This window comes from Methyloversatilis universalis FAM5, assembly GCF_000214035.2.
GTDB classification, from domain to species: domain Bacteria; phylum Pseudomonadota; class Gammaproteobacteria; order Burkholderiales; family Rhodocyclaceae; genus Methyloversatilis; species Methyloversatilis universalis.
On record NZ_AFHG01000041.1, the window covers coordinates 56,995 to 71,362 of the forward strand.

Consider the following 14,368-nt stretch of genomic DNA (forward strand, 5'->3'; position numbering starts at 1 on the left):
CACCGAGACCCGGCCACCGCCGGGCCTCCGCCTGCGGGTGCCTGAGCGCGCCCGCGTCCGCACACGTTCTTCCCGCCTGCTCGTGAACACCCTTATTGCCCGCCCATGGCCGACCGGCGTCCCACTGTCGGCACTGTCGTACTGCCTGCTGTGTGCGCTGCTGAGCGCTTTCGCCGCACCGTCCGCCACTGCGCAGAACCTGCCCGCCGGCGACAGCACCCCGGTACTGCTGCCGGAGGTCGAAATCGTCGGCACGCCCGATCCCGAGCCGACCGGCGAACTCGAACTGCCGCCGGACCGTCCGGTCACCACGCTCAATGCCGAAGCGATCGCGCGGCGCCAGGCCGGCACGCTGTTCGATCTGGTGCGCGACGTGGCCGGCGTATCGGTCGATGGCGGACCGCGCGCATCCGGCATGAAATTCAATCTGCGCGGCTTTTCCGACAACGAGGACGTGCTGTTCAAGATCGACGGCGCGGTGAAGGGCTTCGAGAAGTACCGTTTCGGCAGCGGCGTATTCATCGAGCCGGAGCTGCTGAAGGCCGTTGAAATCGAGCGCGGTCCGTCGCTGAAATCCGGCTCCGGCGCGCTGGGCGGCACGGTGTCGGCCACCACCCGTTCGGCGGCGGACTACCTGCGCCCGGGCGAACGGTTCGGCGCGCAGGCCAAGCTGGGCTACAACGCCAACAGCCACGAGCGTCTGCGCATGACCACCGTGTATGGCCGGCCGAACGGCTATCTCGATCTAGTGGTGTCGGTGGCGCTGCGCGATTCGCAGGACATCCGTCTGCCGGACGGCCGGGCGCTCGAACTGACCGCCACCCATTCGGAAAGCCGCTTCGCCAAGCTCACCTTCTATGCGACCGACGACCTCACGCTGGAACTGAGCCAGACCCGCTACACCGGCGGACCGGAGCGCGCGCCCTACGACGCCACCGCGGGCAGCAGCGGCCAGTTCGGCGTGGTCGAGCGCAGCATCGAGGACAGCACCACCCTTCTGCGCGCCAGCTATGCGCCCGCGGATTCATGGATCGCGCTGCGCGCCACGCTGGCTTACGAAACGACCGACCTCGCCGACGTGCACCGGATAGGCCAGAGCCGCATCTGCGTATCGCCGTCCACCGCCTTCCCGGCCGCCTTCCGCATCGACCGCTGCAACGACGCCTGGCGCTACCGGATCTGGACCGCCGAGGTGTTCAACGACACCCGGTACGCGCTCGGTCCGGTCACCGGCGTGCTCAGCGTGGGCTACCAGGGCATACGCAACAGCCGCGACATTTCGCGCGTCACCTCGCGCGCGCTGACCAACGAACAGGTCTACCCCAACGGTTTCAACGAGGCGCAGCCGCCCGGAGACAAGGACTCCGACGCGCTCATCGTCGAGAACGCCTTCACCTGGGGCGACTTCACCTTCACGCCGGGTGCCCGCATGGACCGCTATCACGTGAGCGCCCAGGGTCAGACCCGGGCGAACATGCTCGCCGCCGGTCAGGCGCCGGACATCCGCTTCACCCGCGTCTCACCCGCGGCGGCGCTGACCTGGGGCATCCCGCGCAGCGATGTGTCCGCCACCGTGCGCTACCACGAAGCTTTCCGGCCGCCGCTGGTAGATGAGTACTTCGCACGCGGCAGCTTTGCCAGCCGCTGCGCGCGCAGCGCCGGCTGGCCGGCCCTGCCCGGCAATCGGGTGCTCTACCCGGAACCGCTGTACGACCCCTCGGGCATCGGCCGGCCCTACGACCCGGCGCTGGATCTCGCACCCGCCAACGAAATCTGCGGTGGGCTGTACCAGCCGCAGGAATCGTCCAACCACGAACTGACGCTGGCCTGGATGCCTCAACCGGCAAGCGCCGCGGACGGCCGCTGGCAGGCGCGCGCGAGCTATTACGACATCCACACCCGCAAGCTGCTCAGTTCGCTGTCCAACGTCGGCGGCGAGGTCGGCCAGCCGGGCAAGGAACGACGCAAGGGCAGCGAGCTGGAAATCAGCTACGACGGACGCCGCTGGTTCTCGTCGCTGTCCTGGTCGCGGATCGACGGACGCATCACCAACGCGGTCGCCGGCACCGACTACGCTCTGTACGGCGTACCGGGCGACACGCTGAGCGTCAGCGTGGGCCTGCGCGGACTGGACGGCCGGCTCGAGGGCGGCGTGCGCATGCGGGACATTGCCGACCGGCAGGCGGTCACCGGCACCGTCGCCACCGTGTGCTCGCGACCGGGCAATCTTGTCGTACCCGGGGTGGGCGTGATCGGTACCCAGTACGGCGTGCGTCTGTTCGAACTGTTCGCCAGCTGGCAGATCACCGCCGACACGCTGCTGCGGCTCAACGTAGACAACCTGACCAACGAAACCTGGTGCATGCAGGACGGCTTCGCCGGCGCGGTCGGCGTTCAGGCGCCGGGGCGCGCGCTGCGCACCTCGATCACGATGCGCTTCTGAGCGCCCGCCCACGATCAAACCCGCCGATCCGAAAGCAACTTATGAAGCGAATCTCATATGTATAAGAGCGATCGAGCCGGCGAAAATGTCACCTGGACGCCGGCTGCAGGGACCCGGCCATGACGCCGGCCTGTCACGGGCGTTACAGCCATGAACACCCGGAATGCACCGGAACTGGACACTTGACCGGCCACCGGGCAGCCGCCGTGGGAAAAATTGCTGCGGAATCATCGTTCAATCCGGGAATGCGCTCATGGCTCGTCTCTTGCTGATCTGCCACATCGCCCGAACAGGGCAGCGGTGCGCACAACCACCGCAGCCCCTCACCGGAACCGGAGACTTCCGTATGCACATCGTCACCGCCGAACACCGCAGCACGCTGTCGCACACCGTCGACCGTCACGATCTGCGCCGGGCTGCCTGACCTTTCAACGCATCATGCCTCACCCGTCCGATCCCTACTGCCAGGGCTTCCTGCCCGATCCCGCGGACCTGCCGAAGCTGTCCGCCAGCGTCGACGCAGTGATGCTCATCATCCGCCTGTCGGCGCGCTACGGGCCGCTCATGTTCCGGCATGACGATGTCGACGACCTGATGCAGCCGCGCTGCCGTCCGGTCGGTGCGCTGGCGCTCGCCGAGCATGACATCAAGCTCGGCGAAGTCGCCGGCTGCGAGTACTGGATCACGCCGGACATTCTCGAAGCGCTGGGCAGCGGCGGCCTGCTGCTCGACGTACAGGAAGCCCGCGGCGACGCCAGCGGTCTCGCTGACCGCTTCGTCCTGCGTCGCGTCAACCACTGATTCCTTCGGTCCGCTTGCGCGCGTCCAGCGTGCATTGCATGCGCACGCTTGACATCCAATCGTTAATAATTATCATTTACGAGATGATGAACGATTGCCCGCAGTCATGACCCTGCCCGCCCATCCGCCGTCCGATGCGCTGAAATCGCGTCTGTCCGCGCTGCTCGATGAGCTCATCCGTCACGACGGATTCGGCTCGCTGAGCGTGGAAGTGCGGCTGCTCAAGCGCGGCCAGAAGGAAGTCATCATCGATTGCGGCAAACAGTACCGCTACGTCATCGATTTCGTGCCCGGCTGAGCCGCGGTACGTCCATCCTCTCCGGCGGCGCGGGGCCGCGGAGCTGCAGCACACCACACAATTTCCGCCTGAACGCTCGCCTTCGCGGGGAAGGGATGCAGGGGCTCTCACCCGAGGTCCGTCATGTCCTTCCATCGCCTGCTGTCCGCCAGCGCACTGTGCGCGCTGTCCGCCGTCCTTTCCTCCACCGCCCTCGCCGCCAGCGCGCGCTGGGATACTTCGCTCGCCGGCTCTGACGGCAGCGGCGCCTCTTCAGCCAGTCCCTGGGCCACCGGCAGCGTCGCCGCCGAATGGAACGTGTTCGACAGCACCACCACCGACAGCACGCCGGACATCGCTGGCAGCGGCAGCCTGAGCCAGCTGAATCCGGCCGCCGGCAGCTTCCTGACCGGCACCGGCAATCTGTACAGCGCCGGCGGTGCGGCGGTATTCTCGGCCACGCTCGATACGGTGCTGAACGGCACCTGGACGGTATGGCTGCGCACCGCCACCCAGGGCACTTCGCTCGACGGTCTGGCCACGCTGAATGGCGTCGCGGCCGAAAAGACCGTGAGCTACAGCGCCGCGCTGGGCGGCTTCGGCGGTAGCGAAGAAGAAGCCTACTGGCGCTGGACGGTCACTGACGTGACCGGCCTGCAGTTTGCCTTCGGCAGTTCGGCCGCCCATACCAGCCTGGACCAGCTCGCGATCTTCGCGGCACCGGTACCCGAACCGTCCACCTGGCTGTCGCTGGCCGCCGGTCTGAGCCTGCTGGGCGCCCTCGCGCGTCGCCGCGCTTGAGCCGGGGGCCGACGATGAATACCTCCCGCGATCCGGAAAGCCTTTACCACACCTTCCACGCGCTGAAAGCCGAACGCCGGCTGCGCAACCGTGACGCTGCCGCCGCGCTCGGCATCAGCGAATGCGAAGCCATCGCCAGCGGCATCGGCCGTGATGCGGTGCGGCTCGCCGCCCCGTTCGACGCGCTGTTCCGTCGCATGCCCGAACTGGGCGAAGTGATGGCACTCACCCGCAACGAAGCCGCGGTGCATGAAAAGACCGGCCGTTTCGAACAGATGTCGGGCGACGACAAGGTCGGGCTGGCGCTCGGCAGCGCGATCGACCTGCGCATCTTCTACGGCCGCTGGGCGCACGGCTATGCGGTGACCGAAAGCACGCCGCGCGGCGAGTCGCACAGTCTGCAGTTCTACGACCGCCACGGCGAAGCGGTGCATAAGGTGTTTGCCCGCGCCGGCACCGATCTGGCCGCATGGGACACGCTGGTGAGCGCCTTCAGAGCAGAGGATCAGCAGGCCGGCGAAAGCGTGCTGCCGCGACCGCCGGCCACGGAGGAACCGTCGGCCAGCGCGGTCGATGCCGCCGCCTTCCGTCGCGACTGGCTGGCCATGCAGGACACGCACGATTTCTTCCCGCTGCTGAAACGCCACGCGGTGTCGCGCCGGCAGGCGATGCGGCTGGCACCGCCGGACCACGCGCTGCGCATCGACAACGCCTCGGTGCGACCGCTGCTGGAAGCGGCCGCCAGCGACGGCGTATCCATCATGTGCTTCGTCGGCAACCCGGGCATGATCCAGATCCACACCGGGCCGGTGCATCGCATCGAGCCCATGGGTCCGTGGATCAATGTGCTCGACGCCGGTTTCAACCTGCACCTGCGGCAGGACCTGGTCGCTGAAACCTGGATCGTGCGCAAGCCGACCGCGGACGGCATCGTCACCTCGGTCGAACTGCTGGACGCGGCGGGCGAAACCATCGCGCTGTTCTTCGGCGAACGCAAGCCGGGCAAGCCGGAACGCGAGGACTGGCGCAGCCTGGTGCGCACGCTGGCCGATCTGCAGGAGGTCGCCGCATGAAGGCGCTGCGCGCAGCCGGCGCGCTCGTCGCGGCGCTGTGCGCGGTGGCCGCGCTGGCCGCACCGCCGGCCCAGCGTCTGGTGACGGTCGGCGGTGCGGTGACCGAAATCGTCCATGCGCTCGGTGCGGCCGACCGCATCGTCGCCACCGACACCACCAGCACCTGGCCAGCCACCGCGCAGGCCCTGCCCAAGGTGGGCTACCAGCGTGCGCTGGCCGCCGAAGGCGTGCTGGCGCTGCGGCCCTCGCACCTGATCGCGACCGCGGACGCCGGCCCGCCTGTGGTCCTGAGCCAGCTGCGCGGCGCCGGTGTGCAGGTGATGCAGCTGCCGGCGGAGCACAGCGCAGCAGAGGTCGGCCGCAGCATCCGGACGGTGGCGGCCGCGCTGTCCATGCAGGCGGCCGGCGAGGCGATGGCCGCCCGCTTCGAGCAGGACTGGGCCGCCGCCCGGCGCGACATCGCCGCCATGCCCGGCAGGCCGCGTGTGCTGTTCATCCTCGACCACGGTGGCGGTACGCCCATGGTGGCCGGCGACGACACCGCGGCCGACGCCATGCTCGCTTATGCCGGCGCCGCCAACGTGATGGCCGGCCGCTTCCGCGGCTACCGCCCGCTCACGCTGGAAGCCGCGCTGGCCGCCGCACCGGACGTCATCGTCACCACAGACGAGGCGCTGGCCGCGGCCGGCGGCCGGGCCGCCTTTCTCGCCCGGCCCGGCCTGTCGGCCTTGCCGGCGGCGCGCAACGGCCGGCTGGTGAGCATGGACGCGCTGCGCATGCTGGGCTTCGGCCCGCGGCTGCCGGAAGCGGTGCGCGAACTGGCACGCGCGGTGCGCGCCTCATGAATGCGCGCACGCTGACGCTGCCGGCCGCATGGCCGGTCGCCACCACGCTGGGGGTACTGGCCGCAGCACTTGCGATGACGGTGGTGCTCGCACTGGGCAGCGGCGCAGTCGCGCTGTCGCCGGGCGCGGTGCTTGCCGCACTGACCGGCACCGGCAGTGACGACGGCGCGGCGCTGGTGGTGCGCACGCTGCGCCTGCCGCGCGTCATGCTCGGCGTCATCGCCGGCGCTGGCCTGGGCATCGCCGGCGCCGCGATGCAGGGGCTGATGCGCAATCCGCTGGCCGACCCCGGCCTGATCGGTGTCAGCAGCGGTGCCGCGCTGGCCGCTGCCGCGGTGGTGGTGCTGGGCGGCCTGCTGCCGGGCAACGGCGGCGCGCTGTCCGCGGTGCTGCTGCCGGCGGCCGCCTTCACCGGCGCCGCGCTCACCACCGCGCTGGTCTATGCCGCTTCGCGTGAGAACGGCCGCAGTTCGGTCACCCGCATGCTGCTGTCGGGCATCGCCATCAATGCGCTCACGATGTCCGGCATCGGCCTGCTCATGTTCATGGGCAGCGACGCCCAGGTCAGGCAGTTCACCTTCTGGACGCTGGGCAGTCTGGCCGCCGCCACCTGGCCTGGCGTCGCGGCCGCCGCTGCCGCCGCCGCGGTCGCGCTGCACGCGCTGCTGCGCCGCGCCGGACCGCTGGACGCGCTGGCGCTGGGCGAAGCACAGGCCGGTCACCTCGGCGTCGACACCGGGCGGCTGAACCGCAGCTGCGTGCTGCTGATCGCGCTGTCGGTCGGCGCCACCACGGCGCTCACCGGCACGCTGGGCTTCATCGGCCTGATCGCGCCGCATCTGGCACGCCGCCTGGTCGGCCCGGCCCACGCCGGACTGCTGCCGGCCAGCGCGCTGTGCGGCGCGGTGCTGGTGGTGCTGGCCGACACCGCCGCGCGCACCTGGGTCGCACCGGCGGAACTGCCGATCGGCGTGCTCACCGCGCTCATCGGCGCGCCCTTCTTCATGATGCTGCTGCGCAGCCGCGCGGCGCGGGAGCTGCACTGACATGCTGTCCGCCCATCATCTCGTCGTCCGCGCAGGCGGACGGCGTCTGCTCGACGAACTGACGCTCACGCTTGAGCCGGGCCAGCTCTGCGTGCTGGTCGGCCCGAACGGGGCCGGCAAGACCACGCTGCTGCGCGCGCTGTCCGGCGACCTGCTGCCGGGCGCAGGCGAAGTGCGCTACGGCGACCGCCCGGTCAGCGCGCTGGATGCACTGCAGCGCGCCCGGCTGCGTGCGGTGCTGGCGCAGCACCAGCGCAGCGATCTCGACCACCTGGCACGCGACGTGGTCGCGCTCGGTCGCTATCCGCACCACCTCGGCCGCCCGACCGCGGCCGACCGCGCCATCGCCAGCGAAGCGATGGCGCTGGCCGGCTGCAGCGCGCTGGCGCAGCGGGTGTGCGGCACGCTGTCAGGCGGCGAGCAGGCGCGGGTACATCTGGCGCGCGCCCTGGCCCAGATCTGGACCGCGCCGGCGGGCGGACATGCGCTGCTGCTGGACGAGCCGGTGGCCGCGCTGGACATCGCCTGGCAGCACCGCACGCTGGCCTGCGCCCGCGATTTCGCCCGGCAGCGCGGCACGGCGGTACTGGCCATCGTGCATGACCTCAATCTGGCAGCACGTTACGCCGATCGCATGGTGCTGCTGGCCGGCGGCCGGCTGCTGCAGGACGGTCCGCCGGATCAGGTGCTGCGCAGCCCGGCGCTGGCCCAAGCCTTCGGCCTGCGCTGCCGGGTGCTGGACGACGACGGCAGCGGCCGTCCGCTGCTGGTGGCCGAAGCGGCCGATTGAGGCAGGCGTGGACGGCCGGTTTCAGGAACAGCCGCCACGCCGGTCCGCGGACCGGCCTGTATCGCAGCCACTACAGCCACCGCAGGCGCCCGCAGATCCGGCACTGCGCAGCGCCGCAAGCCAGCGCCATGCGCGCCGCAGCACCACACCGGCGCACAGCGCGACGATGGCCAGCGCAATCAGATCGGTCAGGCCGTTCATGGGCAGCAGGCCTGAGCAATACGGTAGGTGATGAAGGCCGCCAGCCAGGCCAGCCCGAACAGATAGCCGGCCATCAGCAATGGCGCGCGCCAGCCGCCGGTTTCACGCCGCACCGTGGCCAGCGTGGACAGGCACTGCGGCGCGAATACGAACCAGGCCAGCAGCGACAGCGCGGTCGGCAGCGACCACTGCGCGGCGATCAGCGGCGCCAGCGCCTGTGCGGTGTCGTCAGCGGTTGCGGACAGCGCGTAGACGGTACCCAGCGCACTCACCACCACCTCGCGTGCCGCCATACCCGGCACCAGCGCCACCGCGATCTGCCAGTTGAAGCCCAGCGGCTCGAACAGCGGCAGCAGCAGGTGGCCCAGCATGCCGGCGAAGCTGTACTCGATGGCCGGCCCGGTCGCGCCGGCCGGCGGCGCCGGGAAGGACGCGAGAAACCACAGCAGCACGGTCAGCGCCAGAATGACGCCGCCCACCCTGCGCAGGAAGATGAGCACCCGCTGCCACAGTCCGATCGCCACATTGCGCAGCGACGGCCAGTGGTAGTCCGGCAGTTCCATCATCAGGGTCTGCCGGCGGTCGCGCGTGCCGAAACGCTTCACCAGCCAGGCCACCGCGATTGCGGACACGATGCCCGCCGCATAGAGCGCGAACAGCACCAGCCCCTGCAGTTCCAGCCCGCCGGCGACCGAGCGCGCCGGCACGAAGGCGCCGATCAGCAGCGCATAGACCGGCAGCCGCGCCGAACAGGTCATCAGCGGCGCGATCATGATGGTGACCCAGCGGTCACGCGGATTCTGGATGGTACGGGTGGCCATGATGCCGGGGATGGCACAGGCAAAGCTGGACAGCAGCGGGATGAAGGAGCGGCCGGACAGGCCGACGCCGCCCATCAGCCGGTCGAGCAGGAAGGCGGCACGCGGCAGGTAACCGGATTCTTCCAGCACCAGGATGAAGAAGAACAGGATGACGATCTGCGGCAGGAACACCAGCACGCCGCCCAGCCCGGCCACCAGACCGTCGACCAGCAGGCTGCGCAGCAGTCCGGGCGGCAGCAGCGCACCCAGTGCGTCGCCGGCCGCGGCGGTCGCGGACTCTATCCAGCCCATCGGTGCTTCCGCCCACGCGAACACCGCCTGGAACACCACGAACAGCAGTGCCAGCAGCAGTACCGGGCCGGCCACCGGATGCAGCAGCACCCGGTCGGCGCGGTCGCTGAAGGCGTGCGCCTGCAGGCTGTCCAGCCCCAGCTGGCGCAGGATGTCGCGCACCCGGCGATGATCGTCCGCAAGCGCGTCGCCGCCGCGGGTTCCGGCTGCTACAGGCGCCGGCGCGGGCAGGTCGAGCCGCTCCAGCAGCGCGCGGGCGCCGTCGGCGCGCACCGCCACGGTGGACACCACCGGCACGCCCAGCGCGGCGGACAGCGCATCCGCATCGACCACGTGACCGCGCGCCCGCGCCAGATCGGTCATGTTCAGCGCCACCACCACCGGCAGCCCCATCCGCATCAGCCCCAGCACCAGTCTGAGCTGGCGGGCCAGCCGGGTGGCGTCGACCACCGCCAGCACCAGATCCGGACGGCGCTCGCCGTCGAAGCGGCCCGCCAGCACGTCGCAGGTCACCTGTTCGTCCGGCGAGTGCGGCGCCAGGCTGTAGGTGCCGGGCAGGTCGAGCAGCGCGACGCGACGGCCGGACGGCAGTTGCAGCCGCCCTTCCTTGCGCTCGACCGTGACGCCGGCGTAGTTGGCCACTTTCTGCCGGCTGCCGGTCAGCAGGTTGAACAGCGCGGTCTTGCCGCAGTTCGGATTGCCGACCAGCGCCACCAGCGGCGGGCCGAGCCGTGAGGTATCGACGGTGACCGTGCTCATGAGGCGTCCGCGGGCACCACCTGGATGCAGGCCGCTTCGGCCCGGCGCAAGGCGAAGGTCGACACCCCCACCCGTACCGCCAGCGGCTCTCCGCCCGGCTGGCCGCGGCGCAGTACCTGTACCGGCTCGCCCTCGATGAAGCCCAGTTCGCGCAACCGCGCCACCCACTCCTGCCCCTCATCGGTCGCCGCGTTCACCGCGTGAATGAACAGCCTGCGCCCGCTCGGGGCGTCACTGAGGCGCTGCGGGCGGGGAATACCTGAATCGGACGGGGTCATCGGAGCGGCGAAGGAATCAACAGAACGAAAGGGACCTACCGGATGCTGATCGGGGTGAGGGTCGTATCCGCCCGCCCGATGCGGGCCGGCTGCCTGAGAATCATTATCAGCTTAGCGGGCACTCCGCGTACAGCGTCTGACCCGGATCAAGCGTCGGCAAGCCGACATCCGTAGTGGCCTGAGGCCACGGCCGGGCGATTCACACCAACATGCTGACCGATCAGAAGAGAATTTACATTAATAACCATTCTCATTTACAATCACTCACATGATCGGTCAGCACTGCAGCGCAGCGACGACCGGACGGACCAGCCAGCCCCGGGCAGCGATCGCCCACCCCTGCAAGCCAGTCCTCTTGAAAACGACCTTTTCCAGGACTTGCCCCGCAGATGAAACGCTTGCCCCCGCAGCAGCCGCTGACCCTCGCTGCCGCCATGCTGATGGCCCTCACCTCCACCGCCGGCGCTGAAGACAAGGCCCCGGTCACCGACGGACCGGTACCGCTGCTGCCCGAAGTCCAGGTACGGGACGACCTGGACCGCCCGAATTCGCCGAACCGCGGCTATCAGTCGGGCATCGTCACCTCCGCCAAGACCAAGCAGCTGGCGAAAGACATTCCGCAGGCCATCACCACGGTGACCGAACAGCTCATGCTGGACAGCAACGCGGACACCATGAAGAACGCGCTGCGCCATGTGGCCGGCCTCACCTTCAATTCGGGCGAAGGCGGTCGCATCGGCGACAACATCATGCTGCGCGGCTTCTATTCCTTCGGCGACCTCTATCTGGACGGCATCCGCGACGTCGCCCAGTACAACCGCGAAACCTTCCACGTCGAGCAGATCGACGTGCTGCGCGGCTCGGCCGCCATGCTGTTCGGCCGCGGTCAGGCCGGTGGCGTGATCAACCGCGTGAGCAAGCAGCCGGGCCTGGTAGACCGCACCGAAGTGTCGGCCACCGTGGGCAGCTACGAATACGGCCGTGTCACCGCGGACGTGAACAAGGTGGTCGGCGAGAACGCCGCACTGCGCATCAGCGCGATGAAGACCGATGCCGGCAGTTCGCGCAAGGGCGTGGAATCGGAGCGCGAGGGCCTGGCACCGACCTTCCGCTGGGGCATCGGTACCGCGGACGAATTCTCCATCGGTCATCTCTACCTGACCACCAACAACGTGCCGGACTTCGGCGTGCCCTTCGTTACGCGCCCCAACGTGGGCACGCTGACCGATACCCGGATCACCCGTCGCCCGCTCGACGTGAGTGCGCGCAATTTCTACGGCACCTCGTCCGACTACGAGCGCAACGACACCCATATCAGCACCGGCATCTGGACCCACCGCTTCTCGCAGGACACCGAACTGCGCACCGTGGCACGGGCGGCCAACTACAAGCGCGACCTGTGGGCGGTGGCGCCGCGTCTGCCCGGCGGGGTAAACAGTTCCACCGTGACCGACGCCACCGTGATCACCCGCGGTCGCCAGGCCCGCGGCGGCGAGGAAGACACCTTCACCGTGCAGAGCGATCTGACCACCAGGTTCCAGACCGCCGGCATGAAGCACGAAGCGTTGTTCGGCATCGAACTGCTGCGCGAAAAGGCGGACCGCTGGTCCTACACCGCGATCAACGTGGCCGCACCGACCACCACGGTCGGCAATCCGGATCCGGGTGTCGCGGTACCGGCGGCCTACGGCAACCGCACCCGCTTCAACCCGGCCGGCTACACCGGCAACTCGGTCGGCCTGTACGCACAGGACCAGATCGAATTCATGCCGAACTGGAAGCTGCTGCTCGGCCTGCGTCACGACCGCATGGACGCCGATTACCACACGCTGGCGTCGACCACCGGCATCACCACCAACTTCAACCTGAAGTACAACGAGTGGAGCTATCGCAGCGGCCTGCTGTACCAGCCGACCGACCTGTCCACCTACTACCTGGCGTGGAGCGATTCGTTCAACCCGACTGCCGACCTCTATCAGCTGAACAACAACGTGCGCTATGACGCCGAGCGCAGCCGCACGGTCGAACTGGGCACCAAGTGGGAACTGTTCGAGGGCGCGCTGTCGGTACGCACCGCGCTGTACCGCGCCACCAAGTTCAACGAGCGCAATACCGATCTGGAACAGGCCAATTCCGCGGTGCTGTCGAAGGAACGCCATACCGACGGCATCGAGTTCGAAGCGGCCGGTCGCATCACCGAGAAGTGGGACATTTTCGGTGGCGTGGCGCTGATGAAGGCGCAGATCGACGAACAGTACGACGGCCAGCTGCTGGGTACCTTCGGGGACGTGGTGGCGGCGGCCGGCGGCACCTTCCAGGCCGGTCAGGCCGCCAACGCCAACCGTCCGGTCTATCGCGGCAAGTACAACCCGTACAGCGTGGGCGAGACGCCGCGCAACACGCCGGACTACACCTTCAACCTCTGGACCACCTACCGCTTCATGCCGAACTGGCGTGCCGGCGTCGGCATCGAGGGCAAGGGTTCGCGTCTGGCCTACTCGATCGGCCAGTGCGACTCCGCTGCCGCCAATGCCACCAACGCCTGGGCCTACACCGCCTGCGCACCGATCGCCCAGGGCCGCGCGCCCAGCTTCGTGCGTACCGACCTGATGCTCGCCTATGAGCTGCCGAAGTTCGACGTGAAGCTGAACGTGCTCAACGTGTTCAACAAGCGCTACTACGAAGCGCTGTACGAGAACGGCGGCTTCGCGGTGCCGGGCACCGAACGCGCCTTCCAGCTGACGGTGGCGGTCCGCTACTGAGCGGCGAAAGGCGGTTCGCCGCCGGCTCTCGCGCCCCGCCATCCTTCTCCATCGACCCGCCTTCCTCACGGACGGCGGGTCTTTTTTCGTCCGTCCAGCCGGCGACCCTCAGTCACTGACCGGCTGCAGTCCGTGTCCGGTCCGCAGCACGCGCCGCCAGCCGCTGCCGTCCCGGCACAGCCCGTAGCGGAAGGGCACGGCGTCCCGTCCGGGCGTCTCGAAACGCAGGTCGCGGAACACCGCGCAGTCCGGTGCGTCCGCAGTGAGCGGTTCGGCCACCGGGAACATCGAGAACCAGCGGAAGAAGGCGAACTCGGGGGCGGTCCATGCCGCCTGACTGAGCGCCCTCGCCTCGCCCTCGCCGAAGCGCGGGCGCACCGTCCATTCCGCCTGCGCCACCGGCCGGTAGTGCGCGGTATAGCGGCGGATGAAGCCATCGTCCGCCGCTGCGCCCATCACGTCGCTGCGCCGGGTGTTGATATGGGCGATGTGAAAGCGCGTGCCGTCATCGACCACCGCGGTCCAGTTGAACGGCGACGCCGGTCGCGGAATCGCGTCGATCGCCACCGCGGCAATGCCCTGCCGCGCCGCGTACTGTCGCGCCGCATCCACCGCCTCCGACCGCCCGACCGCACCGACACCGACCCAGACTACCGCCGCTGCCAGTGCCAGTGCGGCAGGCAACCGGCTGCGCCGCCAGAGCGCGCTGGCCAGCAAACCGGCGATCAGCAGACCGGTCAGCGGCAGATCGATGATGAAGGTGGTGCCCCAGCCGAAACGGCGGTCGGAGAGCGGCGCCAGGATGAGGGTACCGAACTGGGTGATCAGGTCGCCCAGGATGTGGATGGCGATACCGCTGCAGGCCAGCCCGTACAGCGCGCGCCAGTCGATCTGCCGCGCGCGCAGCAGCCGCGGCATCAGCCAGGCGATCAGCAGCGCCCACAGCGGCAGCAGGATGAGCGAATGAGTCAGCCCGCGGTGCCCGCGCAGATACGCGAGATCGGACACGAAATTCAGTACGAAATCGAAATCCGGGAAGGTGGCGGCGAAGGCGGCGGTCGCCACCGCCTGCCACACCCGGGGCTGGCCCGGCCCGGCCGGGGGCCGTGCCAGAAAACGTCCGAGTACGGCTCCGGACAGCGCGTGAGTCAGGGTATCCAAAACATCCTTTCGGTCAGAT

The 14,368-nt window shown here is 69.2% G+C and carries 13 protein-coding genes; 9 read left to right on the forward strand and 4 right to left on the reverse strand.

Annotation, left to right across the window (positions count from 1 at the left end; translation table 11 throughout):
* Window positions 1-82: 82 nt before the first annotated feature.
* The 8 genes from METUNV1_RS06945 to METUNV1_RS06980 all read left to right on the forward strand — a co-directional run bounded on the left by METUNV1_RS06945 (window position 83) and on the right by METUNV1_RS06980 (window position 8,076).
* Complete coding sequence (locus METUNV1_RS06945) at window positions 83-2,443, forward strand: TonB-dependent receptor domain-containing protein (protein ID WP_008060208.1); 2,361 nt, start codon at window positions 83-85, stop codon at window positions 2,441-2,443.
* A 438-nt stretch (window positions 2,444-2,881) separates the two neighbouring features.
* Entirely contained in the window at window positions 2,882-3,244 is a 363-nt protein-coding gene (locus METUNV1_RS06950) for a DUF779 domain-containing protein (protein WP_008060212.1), read from the forward strand.
* A 106-nt stretch (window positions 3,245-3,350) separates the two neighbouring features.
* Window positions 3,351-3,542: a hypothetical protein gene (locus tag METUNV1_RS06955; protein WP_008060221.1), complete on the forward strand. Its 192-nt coding sequence runs from the start codon at window positions 3,351-3,353 to the stop codon at window positions 3,540-3,542.
* 123 nt (window positions 3,543-3,665) lie between these two features.
* On the forward strand, window positions 3,666-4,322 hold the full coding sequence (locus tag METUNV1_RS06960; RefSeq protein WP_008060225.1) for a PEP-CTERM sorting domain-containing protein: 657 nt from the start codon (window positions 3,666-3,668) through the stop codon (window positions 4,320-4,322).
* Window positions 4,323-4,336: 14 nt separating this feature from the next.
* On the forward strand, window positions 4,337-5,395 hold the full coding sequence (locus METUNV1_RS06965; RefSeq protein WP_043359283.1) for a hemin-degrading factor: 1,059 nt from the start codon (window positions 4,337-4,339) through the stop codon (window positions 5,393-5,395).
* Window positions 5,392-6,240, forward strand: a complete 849-nt coding sequence (locus tag METUNV1_RS06970) for a heme/hemin ABC transporter substrate-binding protein (RefSeq protein ID WP_008060230.1) — start codon at window positions 5,392-5,394, stop codon at window positions 6,238-6,240. Before METUNV1_RS06965 ends, METUNV1_RS06970 begins: the two co-directional genes overlap by 4 nt.
* Window positions 6,237-7,286: a FecCD family ABC transporter permease gene (locus METUNV1_RS06975; RefSeq protein WP_008060232.1), complete on the forward strand. Its 1,050-nt coding sequence runs from the start codon at window positions 6,237-6,239 to the stop codon at window positions 7,284-7,286. Before METUNV1_RS06970 ends, METUNV1_RS06975 begins: the two co-directional genes overlap by 4 nt.
* Before the next feature lies 1 nt (window position 7,287).
* On the forward strand, window positions 7,288-8,076 hold the full coding sequence (locus METUNV1_RS06980) for a heme ABC transporter ATP-binding protein (protein WP_008060234.1): 789 nt from the start codon (window positions 7,288-7,290) through the stop codon (window positions 8,074-8,076).
* 21 nt (window positions 8,077-8,097) lie between these two features.
* On the opposite strand, the gene METUNV1_RS06985 is transcribed toward METUNV1_RS06980, so the two are convergent.
* From METUNV1_RS06985 to METUNV1_RS06995, 3 genes are read right to left on the reverse strand one after another with little or no spacing between them, the layout of a single operon-like run.
* Complete coding sequence (locus METUNV1_RS06985; RefSeq protein WP_008060235.1) at window positions 8,098-8,277, reverse strand: hypothetical protein; 180 nt, start codon at window positions 8,275-8,277, stop codon at window positions 8,098-8,100.
* Window positions 8,274-10,148 carry a ferrous iron transporter B gene (feoB, locus tag METUNV1_RS06990; RefSeq protein WP_008060237.1) on the reverse strand — a complete coding sequence of 625 codons (1,875 nt, stop codon included), beginning with the start codon at window positions 10,146-10,148 and terminating at the stop codon, window positions 8,274-8,276. The genes METUNV1_RS06985 and feoB overlap by 4 nt, the downstream gene beginning before the upstream one ends.
* A complete protein-coding gene (locus METUNV1_RS06995; RefSeq protein ID WP_081471334.1) occupies window positions 10,145-10,426 on the reverse strand; it encodes a FeoA family protein in 282 nt (93 codons plus the stop codon). Before METUNV1_RS06995 ends, feoB begins: the two co-directional genes overlap by 4 nt.
* 389 nt (window positions 10,427-10,815) lie before the next feature.
* On the opposite strand from METUNV1_RS06995, the gene METUNV1_RS07000 reads away from it, so the two are divergent.
* A complete protein-coding gene (locus tag METUNV1_RS07000; RefSeq protein ID WP_043359286.1) occupies window positions 10,816-13,188 on the forward strand; it encodes a TonB-dependent receptor in 2,373 nt (790 codons plus the stop codon).
* A gap of 108 nt (window positions 13,189-13,296) precedes the next feature.
* On the opposite strand, the gene METUNV1_RS07005 is transcribed toward METUNV1_RS07000, so the two are convergent.
* Window positions 13,297-14,349: a metal-dependent hydrolase gene (locus tag METUNV1_RS07005; RefSeq protein WP_043359288.1), complete on the reverse strand. Its 1,053-nt coding sequence runs from the start codon at window positions 14,347-14,349 to the stop codon at window positions 13,297-13,299.
* Window positions 14,350-14,368: the final 19 nt, after the last annotated feature.

Bases quoted from the DNA above. Each gene is read 5' to 3' on its own strand.
- METUNV1_RS06950 (WP_008060212.1), top strand. From the start codon at position 2,882: ATGCCTCACCCGTCCGATCCCTACTGCCAGGGCTTCCTGCCCGATCCC.
- METUNV1_RS06955 (WP_008060221.1), top strand. From the start codon at position 3,351: ATGACCCTGCCCGCCCATCCGCCGTCCGATGCGCTGAAATCGCGTCTG.
- METUNV1_RS06960 (WP_008060225.1), top strand. From the start codon at position 3,666: ATGTCCTTCCATCGCCTGCTGTCCGCCAGCGCACTGTGCGCGCTGTCC.
- METUNV1_RS06965 (WP_043359283.1), top strand. From the start codon at position 4,337: ATGAATACCTCCCGCGATCCGGAAAGCCTTTACCACACCTTCCACGCG.
- METUNV1_RS06970 (WP_008060230.1), top strand. From the start codon at position 5,392: ATGAAGGCGCTGCGCGCAGCCGGCGCGCTCGTCGCGGCGCTGTGCGCG.
- METUNV1_RS06975 (WP_008060232.1), top strand. From the start codon at position 6,237: ATGAATGCGCGCACGCTGACGCTGCCGGCCGCATGGCCGGTCGCCACC.
- METUNV1_RS06980 (WP_008060234.1), top strand. From the start codon at position 7,288: ATGCTGTCCGCCCATCATCTCGTCGTCCGCGCAGGCGGACGGCGTCTG.
- METUNV1_RS06985 (WP_008060235.1), bottom strand. From the start codon at position 8,277: ATGAACGGCCTGACCGATCTGATTGCGCTGGCCATCGTCGCGCTGTGC.
- feoB (WP_008060237.1), bottom strand. From the start codon at position 10,148: ATGAGCACGGTCACCGTCGATACCTCACGGCTCGGCCCGCCGCTGGTG.
- METUNV1_RS06995 (WP_081471334.1), bottom strand. From the start codon at position 10,426: ATGACCCCGTCCGATTCAGGTATTCCCCGCCCGCAGCGCCTCAGTGAC.
- METUNV1_RS07000 (WP_043359286.1), top strand. From the start codon at position 10,816: ATGAAACGCTTGCCCCCGCAGCAGCCGCTGACCCTCGCTGCCGCCATG.